The 19,036-nt window shown below is 41.0% G+C and carries 14 protein-coding genes and 1 pseudogene; 10 read left to right on the top strand and 5 right to left on the bottom strand.

The genetic code is table 11. From position 1 onward, the window contains the following. Positions 1-171: 171 nt before the first annotated feature. Positions 172-1,703, top strand: a pseudogene (locus A9479_RS17815) (IS66 family transposase). A 92-nt stretch (positions 1,704-1,795) separates the two neighbouring features. Here the strand turns inward: A9479_RS17815 and A9479_RS17810 are convergent. Further along, positions 1,796-3,178, bottom strand: coding sequence for a PhoH family protein (locus A9479_RS17810; protein WP_064664165.1), 1,383 nt, complete (start codon positions 3,176-3,178; stop codon positions 1,796-1,798). Beyond that, the gene (locus A9479_RS17805) at positions 3,178-4,536 is read right to left on the bottom strand and encodes a PhoH family protein (RefSeq protein WP_064664164.1); all 1,359 of its coding nucleotides are present in this window, start codon (positions 4,534-4,536) and stop codon (positions 3,178-3,180) included. The genes A9479_RS17810 and A9479_RS17805 overlap by 1 nt, the downstream gene beginning before the upstream one ends. 299 nt (positions 4,537-4,835) lie before the next feature. On the opposite strand from A9479_RS17805, the gene rapA reads away from it, so the two are divergent. From rapA to A9479_RS17790, 3 genes are all read left to right on the top strand, one after another. After that, a complete protein-coding gene (rapA, locus tag A9479_RS17800; RefSeq protein WP_064664163.1) occupies positions 4,836-7,730 on the top strand; it encodes an RNA polymerase-associated protein RapA in 2,895 nt (964 codons plus the stop codon). Between the two features lie 141 nt (positions 7,731-7,871). After that, positions 7,872-8,525, top strand: a complete 654-nt coding sequence (gene rluA / locus A9479_RS17795) for a bifunctional tRNA pseudouridine(32) synthase/23S rRNA pseudouridine(746) synthase RluA (protein ID WP_082918353.1) — start codon at positions 7,872-7,874, stop codon at positions 8,523-8,525. Positions 8,526-8,617: 92 nt separating this feature from the next. Continuing rightward, the gene (locus A9479_RS17790; RefSeq protein ID WP_064664161.1) at positions 8,618-9,547 is read left to right on the top strand and encodes a DUF3530 family protein; all 930 of its coding nucleotides are present in this window, start codon (positions 8,618-8,620) and stop codon (positions 9,545-9,547) included. Here the strand turns inward: A9479_RS17790 and djlA are convergent. From djlA to A9479_RS17775, 3 genes are read right to left on the bottom strand one after another with little or no spacing between them, the layout of a single operon-like run. Continuing rightward, the gene (gene djlA / locus A9479_RS17785) at positions 9,530-10,387 is read right to left on the bottom strand and encodes a co-chaperone DjlA (protein WP_008113211.1); all 858 of its coding nucleotides are present in this window, start codon (positions 10,385-10,387) and stop codon (positions 9,530-9,532) included. The two genes, A9479_RS17790 and djlA, sit on opposite strands and share 18 nt — an antisense overlap. A gap of 33 nt (positions 10,388-10,420) precedes the next feature. Continuing rightward, positions 10,421-11,077, bottom strand: a complete 657-nt coding sequence (murU, locus tag A9479_RS17780; RefSeq protein ID WP_024601756.1) for an N-acetylmuramate alpha-1-phosphate uridylyltransferase MurU — start codon at positions 11,075-11,077, stop codon at positions 10,421-10,423. Continuing rightward, the gene (locus A9479_RS17775; RefSeq protein WP_064664160.1) at positions 11,074-12,075 is read right to left on the bottom strand and encodes an aminoglycoside phosphotransferase family protein; all 1,002 of its coding nucleotides are present in this window, start codon (positions 12,073-12,075) and stop codon (positions 11,074-11,076) included. The genes murU and A9479_RS17775 overlap by 4 nt, the downstream gene beginning before the upstream one ends. A 94-nt stretch (positions 12,076-12,169) precedes the next feature. On the opposite strand from A9479_RS17775, the gene lptD reads away from it, so the two are divergent. The 6 genes from lptD to A9479_RS17745 all read left to right on the top strand — a co-directional run bounded on the left by lptD (position 12,170) and on the right by A9479_RS17745 (position 18,813). Further along, on the top strand, positions 12,170-14,416 hold the full coding sequence (lptD, locus tag A9479_RS17770; RefSeq protein WP_064664159.1) for an LPS assembly protein LptD: 2,247 nt from the start codon (positions 12,170-12,172) through the stop codon (positions 14,414-14,416). Between the two features lie 96 nt (positions 14,417-14,512). Further along, positions 14,513-15,808 (top strand): peptidylprolyl isomerase SurA, encoded by a 1,296-nt coding sequence (surA, locus tag A9479_RS17765; protein WP_064664158.1) that lies wholly within the window; start codon positions 14,513-14,515, stop codon positions 15,806-15,808. Between the two features lie 2 nt (positions 15,809-15,810). After that, positions 15,811-16,803 carry a 4-hydroxythreonine-4-phosphate dehydrogenase PdxA gene (pdxA, locus tag A9479_RS17760; RefSeq protein ID WP_016899195.1) on the top strand — a complete coding sequence of 331 codons (993 nt, stop codon included), beginning with the start codon at positions 15,811-15,813 and terminating at the stop codon, positions 16,801-16,803. Then, positions 16,800-17,606 (top strand): 16S rRNA (adenine(1518)-N(6)/adenine(1519)-N(6))-dimethyltransferase RsmA, encoded by an 807-nt coding sequence (gene rsmA, locus A9479_RS17755; protein WP_008113221.1) that lies wholly within the window; start codon positions 16,800-16,802, stop codon positions 17,604-17,606. Before pdxA ends, rsmA begins: the two co-directional genes overlap by 4 nt. Then, on the top strand, positions 17,590-17,979 hold the full coding sequence (gene apaG, locus A9479_RS17750) for a Co2+/Mg2+ efflux protein ApaG (RefSeq protein ID WP_008113223.1): 390 nt from the start codon (positions 17,590-17,592) through the stop codon (positions 17,977-17,979). The genes rsmA and apaG overlap by 17 nt, the downstream gene beginning before the upstream one ends. 15 nt (positions 17,980-17,994) lie before the next feature. After that, positions 17,995-18,813 (top strand): symmetrical bis(5'-nucleosyl)-tetraphosphatase, encoded by an 819-nt coding sequence (locus A9479_RS17745; RefSeq protein ID WP_064664157.1) that lies wholly within the window; start codon positions 17,995-17,997, stop codon positions 18,811-18,813. The last annotated feature ends 223 nt before the right edge of the window (positions 18,814-19,036 follow it).

Below are 19,036 nucleotides of genomic sequence, written 5' to 3'. Positions count from 1 at the left end.
GCTCAGTTCTGGGCAACTGGATTGGTTGTTGTCGGGATATGATGTGCTTGGTCATGAAGAATTGCAGTATCAATCTATGATCTAATTAACAGTAAACGATCATTGCCACACATCCGTTTTTATTTGCCCTGCAAACGAGAAAGGTGCATAAGATTTTGTTAAATTGCAGGTATGAAACTTGATGCACACTCACTGCCTGACGACCCAGAACAACTCAAGCGCATGCTGCTTGAGTTGCAGCAGCGCATGGATGAAGAGTTAGCTAAAAAAGATGCGCAAATTCACGAATTACTGCAAGCTTACAACGCGAAACTTGCTAAAGAATATGCCAAGAAATCAGAAAAGATGCCGGGTGCAGGCGAAGTATTCAATGAAGCGGAAGAAACGCTTGATGAGTATGATAAAGCGCTATTGGCAACATCCCCCTCAGTAAAGAAAGCAAAAGCCAAACCTAAACGCCGCCCACTGCCAGCGCAGTTACCGCGAGTAGACGTGATTGTTGACCTCGATGAGGGTCAAAAAGTATGTGATTGCTGTCAAAACCCCTTGCATAAAATGGGTGAAAGCAGCAGTGAAGCGTTAGAGTTTGTGCCAGCGCATATCAAAGTGATTAAAACGATTCGTCCGAAATATACGTGCCGTCACTGTGAGCAAGAAGGCATTGATTGTGTGGTGAAATCCGCCCCGATGCCCGCAGCACCCATTCCCAAAAGTATGCAACGGCCAGCTTACTGAGTCAAATAATCACGTGTAAATACCAGTTTGGCCTACCGCTTTATCGCCAAGAAACAATGTTAGGTGATATTGGTATAGAATTAAGCAGACAAACCATGTCGAGCTGGATGCTACGCTGCGCGCAAATATTGTCTCCTCTGTATCAACGCTTAAAAGAGGTGTTGTTATCTCAAGCGGTTATTCACGCTGATGAAACCCCGTTAAACATCATTCACGCAGATAAAGCGACAAGCTATATGTGGCTGTATTGTTGTGGCGATGATAAACCGAAGGAAGACACCAATATTGTCCTGTTCGATTACCATAACAGCCGTGCGGGCCAATGTGCGGTTGATTTTCTTGATGGTTACCAAGGCTATATGCACGTTGACGGCTATAAGGCTTACGAGCAAACTCAGGCAACACTGGTTGCATGCCTTGCTCATATGCGTCGTAAATTCATCGAAGCGAAAGGCAATAATAAGAAAACAGGCAAAGCGGATGTGGCGCTCAACCTTATTGGCAAGCTCTACGGTATTGAGCAAGCCATCAAAGATAAACCAGCCACAGAAAAGTACACTGTTAGACAACGAAAAGCCAAACCCATTGTTGACGAGTTATACCAATGGTTGCTCAAACACAAAGATAAAATTCCGCCCAAAATGGCGCTAGGTAAAGCCATTAATTACGCGATAAATCAGTTTGAGAAATTCCGGCGTTACCTCGATGATGGCAGGCTCAGTATTGATAATAACCGTGCAGAGCGAGCCATAAAACCGTTCGTAATAGGGCGAAAAAACTGGCTGTTCTCACATACCAGCAAGGGTGCACATGCCAGTGCGATACTTTATAGCCTTGTTGAAACCGCAAAGGCAAATGACCTTGTGGTGCATGATTATATTTCTACTTGCTTACAGCACCTAGCTGAGCAGCCTAATAATCTTGAATCGCTGTTACCTTGGAACATTAAACAAGCTGGGTGTCGTTAGCTAGACGCTTACCTTTAAAAAATAAAAAACCACTACTAAAAGCAGTGGCTATTATGGCAATATTTTAAATGATTTGAATTGAACTTTGACTTCTACATATTCTTTTCAGTGAATTCAGCCAAGCTACTGCGCTCTACTTCATCAAATATGAGCACCGAGCCTTTTTCATAATTCCTATAAACATTAACAGCCGCACTTGCACCAGAAGAAGCTGCTGTTACAAATTTATCATCTATTTGAGCTAGATTACCCAGTACAATCGTACGACAATTTTTCCCACCGCGGCTAAGCATTCCTTTAATTTGAGCACGGGTCATATTTTGTGCTTCATCAATAATTAAAACAGCATCATCAATTGACCTGCCTCGAAAATAAGCCATAGAGGTAAACTCTATATTGGCACGCTCTATGACATGCTCAACAGTTGCACTGATATTACCTTCATTGTTATCACCTGAATGCATTGATATAAGTGCATCTGTGATACCTGCTAATAACGGCATTGATTTCTCGGTTAAATCACCGGGTAAAAAGCCGGGATCGTCGTCCATGAAGTCCCGAGACCTAACAACTACTATTTTCTTATATTTTTTCAACTCTAATACTTGATGTAACGCTGCCGCAACGGCTAAAAAAGTTTTCCCAGAGCCTGCTGGGCCAAGTATGATATTTAAGTCATAATAAGGGTCTGTTAATTGGCTTAAAGCCACCGCCTGTCTCTGGTTTTTAGGCAAAATACCCCATACTTTTTCGTGCTTACGAGGCAATAGCTTTGTGTATACCTCAGTATCTGTCACTTCTGAAATTCGCCCAATGTGTCCAGTTTCATCGTACCAATACATGTTTGGCTGAACTTCATCGTTAAATAAGCTTACTGGGAATGTATAAACTTCTCCTGAAACCTTGAAGTCTTTGTCTGATTTAATTCGATTAAAAAGATCTCCTTCAAAAGCTTGTACACCTGTGTATAAAAGATCAATATCTGATATTTGATTATCTACGGCAACGTCCTCAGCCCTAACTCCAACTGTTCGAGCTTTCAACCGCATATTAATATCACGACTAACAATTGTTACATCTTTATCGAGTTCTTTTTGAAGATATAAAGCATAATTAATAATTCTGTTATCAGCGTCACTTCCTATCCCGTGCTTTAACTCCCTAGCCATATCCAATTGAGTGTCAATTCCGATGAAAAGCTTTCCTCTCTGGGCGGTTTCGGTAGATGGTAAAGGAATACCTAGTTCCATTTCCTCGGCTGTATGTCCATTTATGATGTCTTCCAACATTCTTATACACATCCGTGCATCTGCACTTACAGATTTATTAGTTCTCTCTTTAAGATTGTCCAATTCTTCCAACACGGTTAAACAAATGTATACATCATCACGATAGGAAAGAAGCGATTTAGGATCATGGACCAATGCTGATGTATCAAGTACACGAGGATTTCGATTATCAATAGAGCTTTTCATTACGCAGCCTCCAAAATAGTTAAATTGTTGCGAGACTGTGTGTAGTACTCTTCTCGTAAATTTCGAATATTTAGTAAAAGTTTGCAATTATGGGACTGCTTAGAGTAGTTAAAGAAATCAATTTTTTTTAAAATTCTTTTTACTTTTGCTATAGGCCATGAAAAACAAAGAGGTAAAAACTTTAAATTATTTTCAATTCGGGGTTGTAAAATCACCCCCGCATTTTGAATACTACGTCCGCGCATAAAGTTCACCGACTTAAACTGAATATTGGCTTTTTCCATAATGTAATTACGGCTCGAAATTGGGTTTTCATCACCTTTATGCAGCACTTCTAAGGTATCGGTTATGGCAGCCAACCAAGGCGCCATTTTTTCTTCCTCGGTACCAGGCAAAAAGCCAATTGATTCTGCAATTTCAGGGGTATTACGGGTTACAATGACTTTGTCGTAAATACCTTTTTCAATCACCATCTCTAGCGCACACGCAAGTGCCAGTAAAGTTTTACCACATCCCGCTGGGCCAGTTAAAATAACAAGCTCAATAGACGTGTCGAGCAAGGCATCAAGAGCCATTGCTTGGTAAATATTTTTTGGCTTTATTCCCCATGCACTTTGATGCATCAATCGCTCTGCACCAATATCTTTAATGGTAATATGCTCACCATCATACGATTTAACTCTAGCGGCAAACTGATCGCCATCATCAAGTAAATATTCATTACAAAACACATCAGGAATTAAATCTTTAGGGATATGATGAACTGTTTCACGTCCGTGTTGCTCAGTATTACACTGGCCGACATGCTGCCAAAAATCGCCCTCAATTTTTTTATAACCACTGGTGAGTAAATCAATATCGTCAATTAATTGATCAGTACGATAGTCTTCAACATATTTAAGCCCCGCCCCTTTGGCTTTTAAGCGCATGTTAATATCTTTAGTTACTAATATGACTTTTTTATCGCTGTGCTGGTTTTGTAAATGCACCGCACAATTAATAATACGGTGGTCGTTTTCATTGCCCGGCAAACCAGAAATAGAATCGGCAAATAAATGGTCGTTTACAATAATTAAGCTGCCTGTCGATCCGCCTTGTTTATTCCTTGGCAGCGCCACACCTTGTAACATTTGTTCGGGAGTTGCCTGACTCAACACCCCATCAAGGCCACGAATAGCCACTCGCGCATCGCGGCTCACATCGTGTTTTCTATCTTTTATATGATCAAGTTCTTCCAATACGGTCATTGGGATAACCACTTGGTGCTCTTGGAATGACAAATACGCGAGGGGTTCGTGAAGTAATACATTGGTATCTAGCACATACATTTTACTATCAAAATTTGAAGCTTTTCCCATAGTACTTTCCTTACGTTTTATGATTTTTATGCTATACCCAATAAACTAATCAGTGGTTACTAATAAACTTGATTAATTACTTAGGTATAATTTGAGTTTAGTCTATTTGTCATAAAAGTCTGTTTTATGACAAATATCATTTAGTTTGAATTTTCCACAAAATCGACGCACTAATGCGCGCTGATGGTTGGTAATAATTCATACTTATAAAATTAATTAAAAGTCAGGCAAATAGCGCCTTGCAGTGGTGTTATCTAACAGGTAACATAGCCGCCTTTTTCTTCATAGACGAGACATACATGAATTTTTCCTTAGGTCAGCGTTGGATAAGTGACACAGAGTCAGATTTAGGATTAGGCACCGTTGTTGCCATTGATGGCCGCCAGGTCAGCATTTTATTTCCTGCCAGTGGTGAAAACCGTGTTTATTCTTCTGCAGAAGCTCCGGTAACCCGCGTAGCATTTAATCCTGGTGATGTAATCCGAAGCGTTGAGGAGTGGGAATTACAAGTTGAGTCAATTGAAGTACAAGGCGAATTACTGTGCTATCACGGTGAACGTGTTGATAACGGTGAAAAAGCACAATTAAAAGAAACTTTTTTAGATCACTTTATCAAGTTCAATAAACCGCAAGACCGCTTATTTGCAGGCCAAGTGGACCGTTTTGATCGGTATACTTTGCGCTATCAAACTTGGTTACATCAGTTTGAACGTCAGCAGTCACCTATTAAAGGCTTAATTGGTCAACGCGCTAATCTTATTCCGCATCAGCTTTATATTGCTCAAGAAGTCGGTAAACGTTTTGCACCGCGTGTATTACTTTCTGATGAAGTAGGCTTAGGTAAAACCATCGAAGCGGGCATGATTTTACATCAACAAATTATCACCGGTCGTGCCAGCCGTGTACTTATTGTTGTGCCTGAGAACTTACAACACCAATGGTTAGTAGAAATGCTACGCCGTTTTAATTTACGTTTTTCTATTTTTGATGAAGAACGCTGCGACGAAGCGTTTGCTGATTCACCTAATGTATTTGATACCGAGCAATTGGTGCTTACTAGCCTTGAGTTTTTAACCAAGAAAAAACGCTGGTTTGAACAAGCTACGTTGGCCGACTGGGATTTATTAGTAATCGATGAAGCGCATCATTTAAGCATTAATAACAATAAACCTAGTGCTGAATACCAACGTATGGCTGAGCTGAGCCAAGATATTCCAGGGCTAATTCTTCTTACCGCTACGCCAGACCAACTGGGTCATCGTAGTCATTTTGCTCGTTTACAACTGCTCGACCCAGATCGTTTTTACGACTATGACGTGTTTAAAGAAGAAGAAGCAAACTACAAAGACGTTGCCGAAGCTGCTAATCAGTTATTACAAGAACAAGCACTGGATGACAGCGCAAAGGCCACATTAATTGAGCTATTAAAAGAAACAGATATCACCGATATCCTTGAAAAAGCCCAACAAGGCGACCTTGCTGCACGCAAAGAAATACTCAATATGTTATTAGATCGCCATGGCACTGGGCGCATATTATTTAGAAATAGCCGCAGTGGCATTGATGGCTACCCTAGCCGTAAATTACATGCCTACCCAATGGCATTACCTAAGCAATACAAAACAGCAATGACCGTACTGGGTAATATGAGTGGCATTCAAAATGCCGAGCTCAGTGCGCAACGTGCACTTTTCCCTGAAAAAATATTTCAAGAATTTGAAGGTGAAAGCGCAAGTTGGGGATTATTTGACCCTCGCGTAGATTGGTTAATTGAAACGCTAAAAACACTCAAGCGTGAAAAAGTACTGCTTATTTGTGCTAAAGCCGAAACAGCGATTAGCCTTGAGCAAATATTACGTGAACGCGAAGCAATTAAAGCGTCTGTGTTCCACGAGGGTATGTCGATTATTGAACGTGACCGCGCTGCGGCATTCTTTGCCGATGAATACGATAACGCACAAATATTACTGTGTTCAGAAATTGGTTCAGAAGGTCGTAACTTTCAGTTCTCACATCACTTAGTGTTATTTGATTTACCACTCAACCCCGATTTACTTGAGCAACGTATTGGTCGATTAGACCGTATAGGGCAAACACAAGATGTAAACATTCACGTGCCTTATTTTGAAAACACGGCCCAAGAAGTACTACTGCGTTGGTATAACGAAGGCTTAGATGCGTTTGAAAGCACATCAACCACTGGGCAGTTGCTGTATAAAGAGTTTAGCGAAGATTTACTTGAGTACATTGCAGCTCATAATTGTGATGAAGATGAGCTAGATCCACTCCTTGAGCAAGTAGCACAGAAAAATGCAGTATTACGCAAACAAATGGAAAGTGGTCGAGATCGCTTACTAGAGCTACATTCATCGGGACAAGGTGCTGCTGACTCACTTGTAGCTGACATTGAAAAGCTCGATAACCAGTTTGAACTGCCAAGCTACATGATCAACGTGTTCGACACCTTTGGTGTAAGCCAAGAAGATAAAGGTGAAAACACCATTATTTTAAAGCCCACTGAGCACATGTTAAACGCTTCGTTCCCATCGCTAAAAGACGATGGTATGACAGTAACCTTTGACCGCGATACCGCGCTTTCTCAGGAAGATGTGCACTTTATTAGTTGGGATCACCCTATGGTGCAAGGCACTATGGATATGATTTGTGATGATGATTTTGGTAGTTCATCGGTGGCGTTACTTAAAAACAAAAAGTTACCACCAGGCACCTTTTTTGTTGAGCTAATATTTGTTGCCGAAGCCATGGCACCAAAAGTACTGCAAGTGGGTCGCTTTTTACCCCCTACGCCAATTCGTATTTTACTCGATAAGAGCAGTAATAACTTAGGTGAAAATGTTGGTTTTGATGGCTTTAATCAGCAACTATCTGCGGTAGGTCGTCAAACGGCGAGTAAATTAGCTGGTGCATTGCAAAGTGCGGTTCATCCAATGATCAATACCGCAAAAAACATGGCGCAACAAAAGCTGGATGTTATCCGTGCCGAGTCATTAGCAAAAATGCAAACATCGTTAAGCGAAGAGCAACAGCGATTAGTTGCACTGAAGCAAATTAATCCAAACATTCGCCAAGAGGAAATTACCTTTTACGATAAACAACGCAATGAGCTAACCGCACATATTGAAAAAGCGCAGTTAAAACTCGATGCGATTCGTTTGATTGTGGTTTCGCACTAGAGAATCTAGCTGTCAGTCGTTAGTTAAAGATCAACTAGCGTGTGTATAAAAAGAAAGCGCGATATTTATATCGCGCTTTTTACTTGAGCCTAAGACCTCACTCCACTAAAATAGCGCACTTCAAAATCACTGAGGTCTGCCGTGTTAGTTAACTACAATCCCCCTATGAGCCCGTATTTAACTATACTGTTTCAAGATGATGATTTACTTATTGTAAATAAGCCTAGCGAGTTACTCACCGTCCCAGGTAAAGACCCAAAACATGCCGATAGTTTAATCAATCGCGTCAACCGTGTTTTTCCTAGTGCTAAAATTGTTCACCGTTTAGATATGGCTACCTCAGGCATACTTTGCTTAGCAATGAACAAAGCCGCTCATCGGCATTTAAGTATGCAATTTCAAGAGCGCGAAACAGCAAAACGTTACATTGCACGAGTATACGGACAACTTGAAACTGAAACAGGCTCTGTTGATTTACCGCTTATTTGTGATTGGCCGAACCGTCCTAAGCAAATGGTTGATCATGACAATGGCAAACCTTCGCTCACTCATTTTAAAGTGCTTGAACGTGAAACACAGGCAACCCGTGTAGAGCTTACTCCTATTACAGGGCGCTCACATCAGCTGCGCGTGCACATGCTAAGCTTAGGCCATCCTATTTTAGGCGATCGCCTCTACGCCCATAAAGACGCACTTGCTGCTGCTCCTCGGTTACAGCTACATGCACAAATGCTACAACTCAAACACCCTGTAACGGAGCAAGTACTTACTTTTGAAGTTGAGCCCGAGTTTTAATACGGTTTAATCTTTTAGCTATTTACAGTAAATAGCTAAACTTTAAGAGCACTACGCCGATACATAAATAAGATTTAAATTAAAAGCTTATTATGTTTATTACGCAGATGTTTAAAGTCATTATTACTACTCTTGTGCTTGGCTGTACGTTAATCAGTTTTCAAGCGCTGAGTGCTGAGTATATCGCTCCTCCTCCCTTTTCAAAAAATATTGATGCGGATATCTCTCGCCTAGCCCAAAGTGATGAAGTAAAGCCTATTTTAGCTGGTGATACTGAGTTTTTAACTTTATACAGTGAATATATGAGTGCGGACTTTAGAGGTGTAGTCATACTTATTCCTGACTGGCAATCAACGCCGACAAACAATGCAGGTATGAATTTTTTACGTAAAGAGCTGAATAATCAAGGGTATACCTCTTATGCAATGACAGTTCCTGATATTGATTGGCAAGCAGCTCAAGATGATGCAGCAAAAACGATTAATGATCCTGTGGGCAAAAATAATGAAACAGCCAACGCAAATACTAAGCCAGACACCAGTACACAAAAACAGCCCCATCATGCTGACTATGTTGAACAAGTAAATACTGAAGTGGTAGATAACTATAAATTAAAACTAGTCGCTCGCTACGAAGCTTTATACCAACAAGCTGCGATGGAGTCTGAGAATATTGTTGTTATTGCACAAGGCACCAGTGCTGGGGTGTTGTTGGAGCACTACGCTGAATTTTCAGACTCAAAAATAAACGCCTTCATTAGTTTAAGTAGCTACCTTCCTAATACAAAACGCAATGCAAAGTTAAGCCAAATAACATCTTTGGTCGCCCCTGCTTTGTTAGATATTTATTTTGCTACAGACAGTAATGATATCTTAATGAACCTTAAAAACCGTCAGCGTTGGGTTAATCGAAATGCAAAGTTTGATTATCGCCAACGTCAGTTGTTTGGATTACGCGATGCGCCGCAGCAACATGCACGGCTAAGCAAAGAAATAGACGGGTTTTTACGCCGCCTTTTTTAAATACTCGTATGCCGCTTGAATATCTTGGCTTTTTTTAACCGCGACTTCCATCATATGCTTAGGTAAACCTTGCGATACGAGCTTATCAGGATGGTGCTGAGCCATGAGCTTTCGGTAGGCTACTTTAATATCACGTTGCGATGCGTCTTTATTTAACCCTAATAAGGCCAATGCTTGCGAACGGTTCATATCATTACTTGGTGGTACATGATGCCCTGAGCCTTCACGGTAGCTGCTACTTTGACTTTGCTGCTGTTTAAAACGCTGTTGTTGCTGCCTAAAGTTAAACTCTGCTTGATAACGTTTTAATACAAAGGCAAAGTGTGCTTTAGACACACCTAGCTGCTTACTAACTTCTTGCAGTAATTGCTTTTCTTGTGCAGCAAGTACCCCGTCAGAAAACGCCATCTGGATTTGAATTTCTAAAAATAACTGCAGTAAATCATAACGTTTAGCAAAACGTTCTTTAAAGTCATAAACCGTATCTTTGAGTGAAAAGTCGCTGTCTTTACCCGATTGAAACGCCTGCTGCGCTTCACGGCGCTCTTCGCCTTTTAAGCCCATTTCATCCATAAACAGCGTCGCTGCTTTAATGTGGGTTTCGCTAACACGGCCATTCGACTTGGCAATATGTCCCATTACCGCAAAGCAACTCGAAAAAAACAACGCTTGGCGTTCGTTAACATCATCGCCTTTAAAAAGGTTAGAAAAGCCGCCAGCTTTATCAAAGTCTTTTTTTAGGCTTTTATCAAACATATGGCCTAGGTATAAGCCTAAAATGGCACCAAATATTTTGCCAAACATAAAACCAAAACAGAAACCGAGAATTTTTCCCCACATTTTAAAACTTACCTCTAGTGTTTTATATTTAGCTTATGGTGCTAATTGTTGGTTAAGAGCCGATAAACGCTCTGGTGTGCCTATATCGTCCCATTGGCCAATATAGAGTTCAGTGGAGACTAAATGTTCATTTAATTTTTCACGTAGCAAAGGGCCTAATGGCCGAATGCCTGGGGCTAGCCCCTCAAAAAAGTCAGCTTGATAACGCCCTATCCCTGAAAAAGTATATCGCTGGCTATTTGTCGGTAAGTAGCTCAGTGCAAAATCGCCATCAGGATTATGCGCAGGGTTTTCAACCAATACAATGTGCGCCTCTTTAGGCTGTAAATGTAGCTGCATTAATGCACTGACATCATAGTCGCTGTAAACATCCCCATTAATCACAATAAATGATTCACCAAGTAAAGGAAGCGCTTGAATAATACCGCCTGCGGTTTCAAGCCCGCCCGTCACTTCTTGGCTATAGGTTATAGTCACGCCCCACGCGCGCCCATCAGCAAAATAGGTTTTTATTTTATCTCCTTGCCACGCAAGGTTAATTATTATTTGAGTAATACCTGCAGCCTTTAGGCGCATAATATGATGCTCAATCAGTGGTTTTCCCGCTACACATAACATAGGCTTAGGTAACTCTGCGGTGAGCGGCATCATACGTTTACCGCGCCCAGCGGCTAATATCATCGCCTTCATGGTTGTTCCTCTTTTAACCGCTGTTGCACCTTTGGCACCACGCTAGTTTTTATCAAAGCCGATAAGTCGCTAAGCTCAGGGTATTGTGCCGCCACCTCTATTACGTATTTAAGTGTAGGGAGTATATTTGCTAAGTAACCTTGTTTACCATCACGCAAATATAAACGACAAAAAATACCCGCCGCTTTTAAATGGCGTTGTAAACCCGTTAAATCAAACCAATATTTAAATTCTGCAAATGACTCGTTAGTTATTAAACCTTGGCGTTTAAATTCGTCGTAACCAAACTCAAGTAAGTGAGCTAGCTCGTCTTTAGGCAATTTAAAGTAGCAGTCTCTTAAAAGTGAGACTAAGTCGTAACATAATGGGCCTTGTACCGCGTCTTGATAATCAATAATCGCCCATTGCTGCTCGCAGCGCATAATATTACGGCTGTGGTAATCGCGGTGCATTGTGACTGTGGGTTGCTCAAGCAGTGTATTTATTAGCAGCGCAGTGCTTGTTTGCCAAGTCTGTTGCTGCTCAGCGCTGAGCTCTGCGCTAATAAAATCATTAACCAGCCAATTTTTAAAAATATCCAGTTCAAGTGCAATAAAGTCACGGTCATACGGATTCATTGACGGCGCGGCTGGAGTTTTTGCCCACTTGGCACTTAAACTGATCAGTTGCTGGTAATACTCGCTGCGATTGCCATCATCAAGCAAGTCAGCTAAATGGGTGCTACCTAAATCACTTAGAATAAAAAAACCTTGCTGCTCGTCACTATGAATAATGGATGGTAATAAAAACCCCTGCTCAGAAAACACCTTGTTTAATGCAATATAAGGGACGTTGTTAACTTTTTTTGGATCGGAGTCCATCACAATAAAGTTTTTATTTTCAGCGTTTAACCTATAATAACGGCGAAAACTGGCATCTGCGGTTATTGCATTAAGCGCATAGGATTGCTCACTAAAGTGAGTATTAATAAACTGTTGTAAACTCTCAAAGCGTGTCATTTTATAAGCTATCTATTTTTCACTAATTACTTTGCCATTGTTTTCCTTTATTATGTATAGCTTGTAACTAATCACAGAGCATAAAGGTCGATAAATGAGCAAAACCTGGGGCATTTTGATGCTAAGCGTACTGAGCGCACCATCGCTTGCCGAAACTGAACTGACACACAATTTTTGTGGCACTTCAATGCAAACCAGAGCTTGGCAACCGCTTGCTGGCCTTGAGCTTGGAACGGTTGATATCAGCGCTGATGACGTTGAGCTTTTAGGCACACAAAGCGCTGAATTTACTGGCAATGTTGATATTAACACCGTTAACATGAGTTTGTCCGCACAATCAGCACTGATTGATAAACAACGTGGCCTGCTTAATGCCACTGGCCCAATTACCTATCGCGATTATGTAAGCCACGTACAAAGTTCGGGCTTAAATGCCGATTTAAATAACTCAGCATTTAGTTTATTAGGCGCACAATACAGCCTAACACAACAACAAGGTAAAGGCGGCGCGGAAAAGCTCACCATCGATAAGTCTGGCTTAATGCTGATGAATGCAAGCTTTACTGCGTGCCCAGGTAATACGCCTGTGTGGGCTATTGAAGCCGATGAAATAAACTTATCACGTGAAGAAGGCTGGGGCGAAACCTACAATGCCGTGCTACGTATTTTAGATACGCCAGTACTCTATTTACCTTATTTTACTTTCCCACTTGATGAGCGCCGTAAGTCAGGCTTATTAACGCCCAGCTTTTCAAGTTCAGATCGCTATGGGTTAGAAACGATTACGCCTTATTATTGGAATATTGCCCCTAATTATGATGCCACTATTACCCCGCGTTATATGTCACGTAAAGGGCTACAGTTACAAACTGAATTTAGATATTTAACCCCAGAGCACCAAGGTTTAGTGGCCGTAGAATATTTAAATAAAGATGACTCAGAGCCTGAACTTAACGAGCGCTTTTTGTTTCATTGGCAACAAAAAAGTTATATTGGTGAAGACTGGCGAGCCAGTATTGATATTACCAATGTTAGTGATGACAACTACCTAACTGATTTAAACTCCGCTTATGCCAGTAAAACCGATACGCAGCTTTATCGTACCGGCTCGCTAACCCATATGGGCGAAATGTGGCGTACTGATATAAAAGTGCAAAACTTTGAAGTACTAGGTGACCACTTAGAGTCATATACGGCGTTACCACAAATTAGCTTTACCCAAACCACCCCGTGGAAAGTTGATTATTTCGATTTTAGTGTTTCAGGCGAGCTGAGCCATTTTACTAACAGCTCAGCGGTAATTGACCAAGCTACTCGCGTGCATATAGAGCCTAAAGCACGCTTTGATTACAAAGAATATGCTTGGTCGTTTTTATCTGAAGTAAGCTTATTGCAAACTAACTATAAACAAGACGGTGATTTACAGGGTACACAGTATAGCGATAATGTTTCGCGTACTTTGCCAAAAGTGCGCTTATATTCTCAGCTTAACTTTGAGCGCGACACCTCAATTTTTATCGACGATGGCATTCAAACTCTAGAGCCACAAATTCAGTATTTATATACGCCTAATAAAGATCAGTCTGACATTGGCTTATACGATACCACCAAGTTACAAGATGACTTTTTTGGTTTATTCAGGGATGCGCGTTTTTCAAGTGTTGACCGAATTGCCGCAGCTAATCAATTTACGCTCGGGGCTACAACGCGTTTATTTGATAAGAAAAATGAAGAAGTATTTAACTTCAGCGCAGGCCAAATATTTTATTTAAGTGATTCAGCCAAGCCTACAGAGCAAGGGCTTAATAGCGATAGTAACTACAATGCCTTGTTTGCAGCGCAAACCATGTTACATTGGCACCGCCGCTGGTATTTATCGGGTGGTATTCAGTACGACACGGATGGCAAGCAAATTATCCAGTCAAATTTAACCTTAGACTATAAAGGTGACGATAATCAGCTGGTTCAATTGAACCATCGCTATGCAAATGATGTCTCAGGAAATACAATCGAGCAAGCGGGCTTATTTACAAGCATCCCTATCAGTGACGAGTGGCAATTTATTGCAAGTTACCATCGCGATCTTGATAATAACCGCAGTATTGAAGTATTTAGTGGATTACAGTATGAATCGTGCTGTTGGGCGTTCCAAATTACTGGCCATCGCCAAATTGAAACTGATTTAAATCAGTCAATTGGGCAACCCCAAGCCACTTTTGATTCGAGTATTCGTTTGAATTTTGTATTAAAAGGGCTTGGTAGTAAAAGCCGTTACGATGCTCAAAAATTATTACAACAAGGTATTTTTGGTTATCGTAGGCCGTATTTTCTTAATGACTAAACTGCTTTATTTATAGTAAAAATTTACAAATAACTATATCAATTTAGCCGTATTTAGCATTACAACAGTACTATTAGTAAGAGTAGTAAAAAGAATATGAATTTAAAAAAATTATTAACATCAGCAGTTTTAACGTTCAGCTTATGCCAAAGTGCATTTGCCGCCCCTGTCGAAATAGATAAAGTAATTGGTATTGTAAACCAAGGCGTTATTTTAAAAAGTGAAGTAGACACCATTGTTGATCGCGTAAAAAAACAAGCAGAAGAACAAAACCAACAGCTGCCAAAAGACGAAACACTGCGTGTTCAGGCGATTGAGCGTTTAGTAAATCAAACCTTGATGATGCAGATGGCTGAGCGTATGGGCTTAGAAATTTCAGATAGCCAGCTTGACCAAACCCTTGCCAACATGGCTAAAGAGCAAGGCGGTACAATTGCTGATTTGCGTCGTACTATTGAAGCGTCGGGTGAGAGCTTTCAAGCTTACCGCGAAGAAATTCGTAAAGAGATAACCACGCAACAAGTTACGCGTGCAAACGTAGACCGCCGTATATATGTAAGCGACCAAGAAATTGATAACTTATTAAAAATTATGGATAGCCAAGGCCAAAATGCCGAAGAATATGATATTGGTCATATTCTTATCGATATTCCAAGTGGTGCAAGTGCAGACGACGTAAGCTCAGCAAAAACACGCGCAGACAAAGTTATTGAACTGCTGCAAGATGGCCAAGAATTTAAGCGTATTGCCATTTCATCATCAAGTGGCTCAAAAGCCCTTGAGGGCGGCCAATTAGGCTGGATGGGTATTAACGAAATGCCATCGTTATTTGCAGAAGCTGTAAAAGGTAAAAAGAAAGATGCGATTATTGGTCCACTTCGTTCCGGTGCGGGTTTCCACATCATTAAAGTACAAGACGTACGTGGCCGCCAAGTAGTTGAAACCACCGAAGTTAAATCTCGTCATATTCTTATTAAGCCTTCAATCATTTTAAGTGAAGAAAAAGCACGCACTATGCTAGCAGGCTTTGTTAAAGATTTACGCGCCGGCGATGCTGACTTTGCAGAACTTGCTAAAGAGTACTCACAAGACCCCGGTTCAGCACTTAAAGGTGGTCAATACGATTGGACTGATCCAACCACCTACGTGCCTGCGTTTAGAGATACGTTACTATCACTTGATAAAAACGAAATCAGCGAACCATTTAGAAGTCAGTTTGGCTGGCACATTTTGCAGTTACTAGATAAACGTGTTGCAGATAAGACAGAGCAAGCTAAACGTAATCGTGCACATGGCATGTTGTTTAATCGTAAATTTAAAGAAGAAAGCTTTAACTGGCAGCAAGAAATGCGCGAACAAGCCCACGTTGAAATTTTCCCAATAGACGAATAATTATGACCTTAAGAATTGCGGTAACCCCAGGTGAGCCTGCAGGCATTGGCCCAGACTTGCTATTAAAACTGGCACAGCATAGCTGGGATGCGCAACTAGTAGCGATTGCAGATGCATCGCTACTAAAACAACGCGCTAAGCATTTGGGTTTAAACATTGAATTAATTGAATTTGATGAACAAGCCAAAGCAATGCCAACAGCGGCTGGCAGCTTATATATTAAGCAAATTGATTTAGCAGAGCCCGTTGAGCTTGGCGTGCTTAATGACGCCAATGGGCAATACGTGTTAGATACATTACGTATTGCCAGCGAAAAGAATATGGATGGCACATTTGATGCCGTTGTTACGGGGCCTGTTCACAAGGGTATTATTAACCAAGCCGGCATTTCTTTTAGTGGCCATACTGAGTACTTTGCTCAGCAATCAGGTACAGCCGATGTGGTTATGTTATTAGCCACCGAAGGTCTGCGTGTTGCCCTAGTAACAACACATATTCCGCTTGCTTATGTTTCTCGTGCCATTACGCAAGAGCGACTAGTTAAAGTGGCTAATATTCTTAATCATGACTTAAAAACGAAATTTGGTATTGAGCAACCACGCATTTTAGTCTGTGGCTTAAACCCACATGCTGGTGAAGATGGCCATTTAGGCCGCGAAGAAATCGACACGATTACGCCTACACTTGACATATTAAGAGCTGAAGGGATGAACTTAATCGGTCCTTTACCAGCCGATACCCTATTTCAAGATAAATACCTAAATGAAGCCGATGCAGTGCTGGCTATGTATCACGATCAGGGATTACCTGTGCTAAAATACAAAGGATTTGGTAAGTCAGTGAATATAACTCTCGGCCTTCCATTTATTCGCACCTCAGTCGATCACGGTACTGCGCTTGATTTAGCCGGTACAGGCGATGCTGATGTTGGCAGTTTTGAATTAGCGATCCGCGAAGCAATTAAGCTCGCCCATGAAAAAGCACAGAATCAATGACCGATAAAGTACACTTAGGACACCGCGCCCGTAAACGTTTTGGCCAAAACTTTTTATTCGATGAGTCAATCATCGACAAAATCGTCACCGCTATCGATCCTAAACCGCAAGATAATTTAGTAGAAATTGGCCCAGGTCTAGGCGCTATTACCGAGCCTGTTGCCGATTTAAGTGGCCATTTAACGGTTGTTGAGCTAGATAAAGATTTAGCCCAGCGTTTAATTGAACACCCATTTTTAGGGCCTAAATTAACCGTTAACCAAGGCGATGCAATGAAGTTTGATTTTGCAAGCCTAGTTAAAGATGACAAAAAACTAAAAGTATTCGGCAACCTGCCGTACAACATTTCAACGCCTTTGTTGTTTCACCTGTTTGAATTTGCCGATCATATTGAGCACATGCACTTTATGCTGCAAAAAGAAGTGGTAAAGCGCATGGTAGCAGGCCCTGGTAGTAAAACCTTTGGTCGCTTGAGTGTGATGACTCAGTATTATTGTCATGCGATGCCTGTGGTAGAGGTACCGCCTGAGTGCTTTAAACCGGCACCTAAAGTCGATTCTGCGGTTATTCGCTTAATCCCTAAAAAGGCACAGCAGCGCACCGCTAAAAGCGTTAAAATATTAAACACCGTTTGTTTAGAAGCGTTTAATCAGCGCCGTAAAACGTTGCGTAACAGCCTTGGCAACCTTCTAACCGCTGACGAATTAACCAGCATTGGCATTGATATTACTTTGCGAGCTGAGAGCCTGTCGTTACAACAATTTATTGATATAGCTAACTGGATTTATGACAACAAGCAGTAATATAGGATCACCTGTAAAGGTATCTGTTGAAACGTTTTATGTAGAAGAGCAATCGCAACCTGAACTAGATAAGTTTGTGTTCGCCTACTCCGTTACTATAAAAAACCACAGTTTATGCAGTGCAAAGCTACTTAGCCGTTATTGGCTAATTACTGATGCCAATGGAAAAGAAGTAGAAGTGCAAGGCGAAGGTGTGGTGGGTGAAACCCCAGATATAGCCCCAGGTGAAAGCTACAAATATACCAGTGGTGCAATAATAGATACACCGGTAGGCACCATGCAGGGACATTACACTTTACGTAACGAGTTTGGTGCTGAATTTAAAGCACCCATAAACGTATTCCGCTTAGCCTGCCCTAATATCCTACACTGATAAAAACAGGTAACAATGGCCGACTACGCAATAGGTGATTTACAAGGCTGCTTTGACGAATTTAGTTCATTGTTGAAGCAAGTCGACTTTAACCCTAGCAAAGATCACCTATATTTAGTGGGTGATATTGTCGCTCGCGGCCCAGACTCTAAAGCGTGCCTGGATTATATTTATCAACATCAAGACAGCGTTAGCGTCACATTAGGCAATCATGACTTACACATGATTGCCTGTTATTTAAATAACGTTACACCTAACCCCAAAGACAAACTCACTGCACTGTTTAACAGTAGTAAACTGCCCCACTACATCGCGTTTTTACAAACTCAGCCTTTAGCGCTTTATTTAGAACAATATAATTGTTTTATTTCTCATGCAGGCCTTAACCCTGATTGGTCGTGCGAGCAAGCCATTAAGCACGCTCAATTTGCGCAGCAATGCTATGGTGCTGATAACGCTAAGTTCTTCTTAAAAAACATGTATCAGCCTCACCCGCTAAAATGGACGGAGCAACTTGATGATGCTGCTAAATTTCGTTACATCGTTAATTATTTCACTCGCATGCGCTTTATTACGCCTGATAATTTGCTCGATTTTAATGCAAAAGAAGCAACAACAAACTCATCATCACTAATTCCTTGGTTTTCTCATCCTGCCATTATGAACGCTCAACATGACCTAATTTTTGGACACTGGGCAGCACTTGAAGGCAAAACGCCCTACAACCACCTTTATGCTCTAGACACGGGTTGCGTATGGGGTGGTTCAATGACACTAATAGAACTGCAAAGTAAGCAAAAATTTTCAGAAAAATCACAACTTTTGTCTAAATAAACTGAAAAAAGTTAATACATCTGTTAAGTTTAAGAGTGGATGTTAAATTGTATAATTACAAAACATTCACAATAATGTGTAAAAAATAGCAATGCTCTTATAATTGAGTTAAACATAGACAGTAAACGAGTATTATTGCCTAAATTATTTTTTATCTTTAATAAAAGACTTAGTTTGTAACTAAGTTTTGCGGTAAATTTAGCAACTAACTATTAACAGTAAA

Origin of the sequence: Pseudoalteromonas sp. MQS005 (genome assembly GCF_001661605.1) — a bacterium.
Lineage (GTDB): Bacteria > Pseudomonadota > Gammaproteobacteria > Enterobacterales > Alteromonadaceae > Pseudoalteromonas > Pseudoalteromonas tetraodonis.
This window is presented reverse-complemented; position numbering and strand designations above follow the sequence as displayed.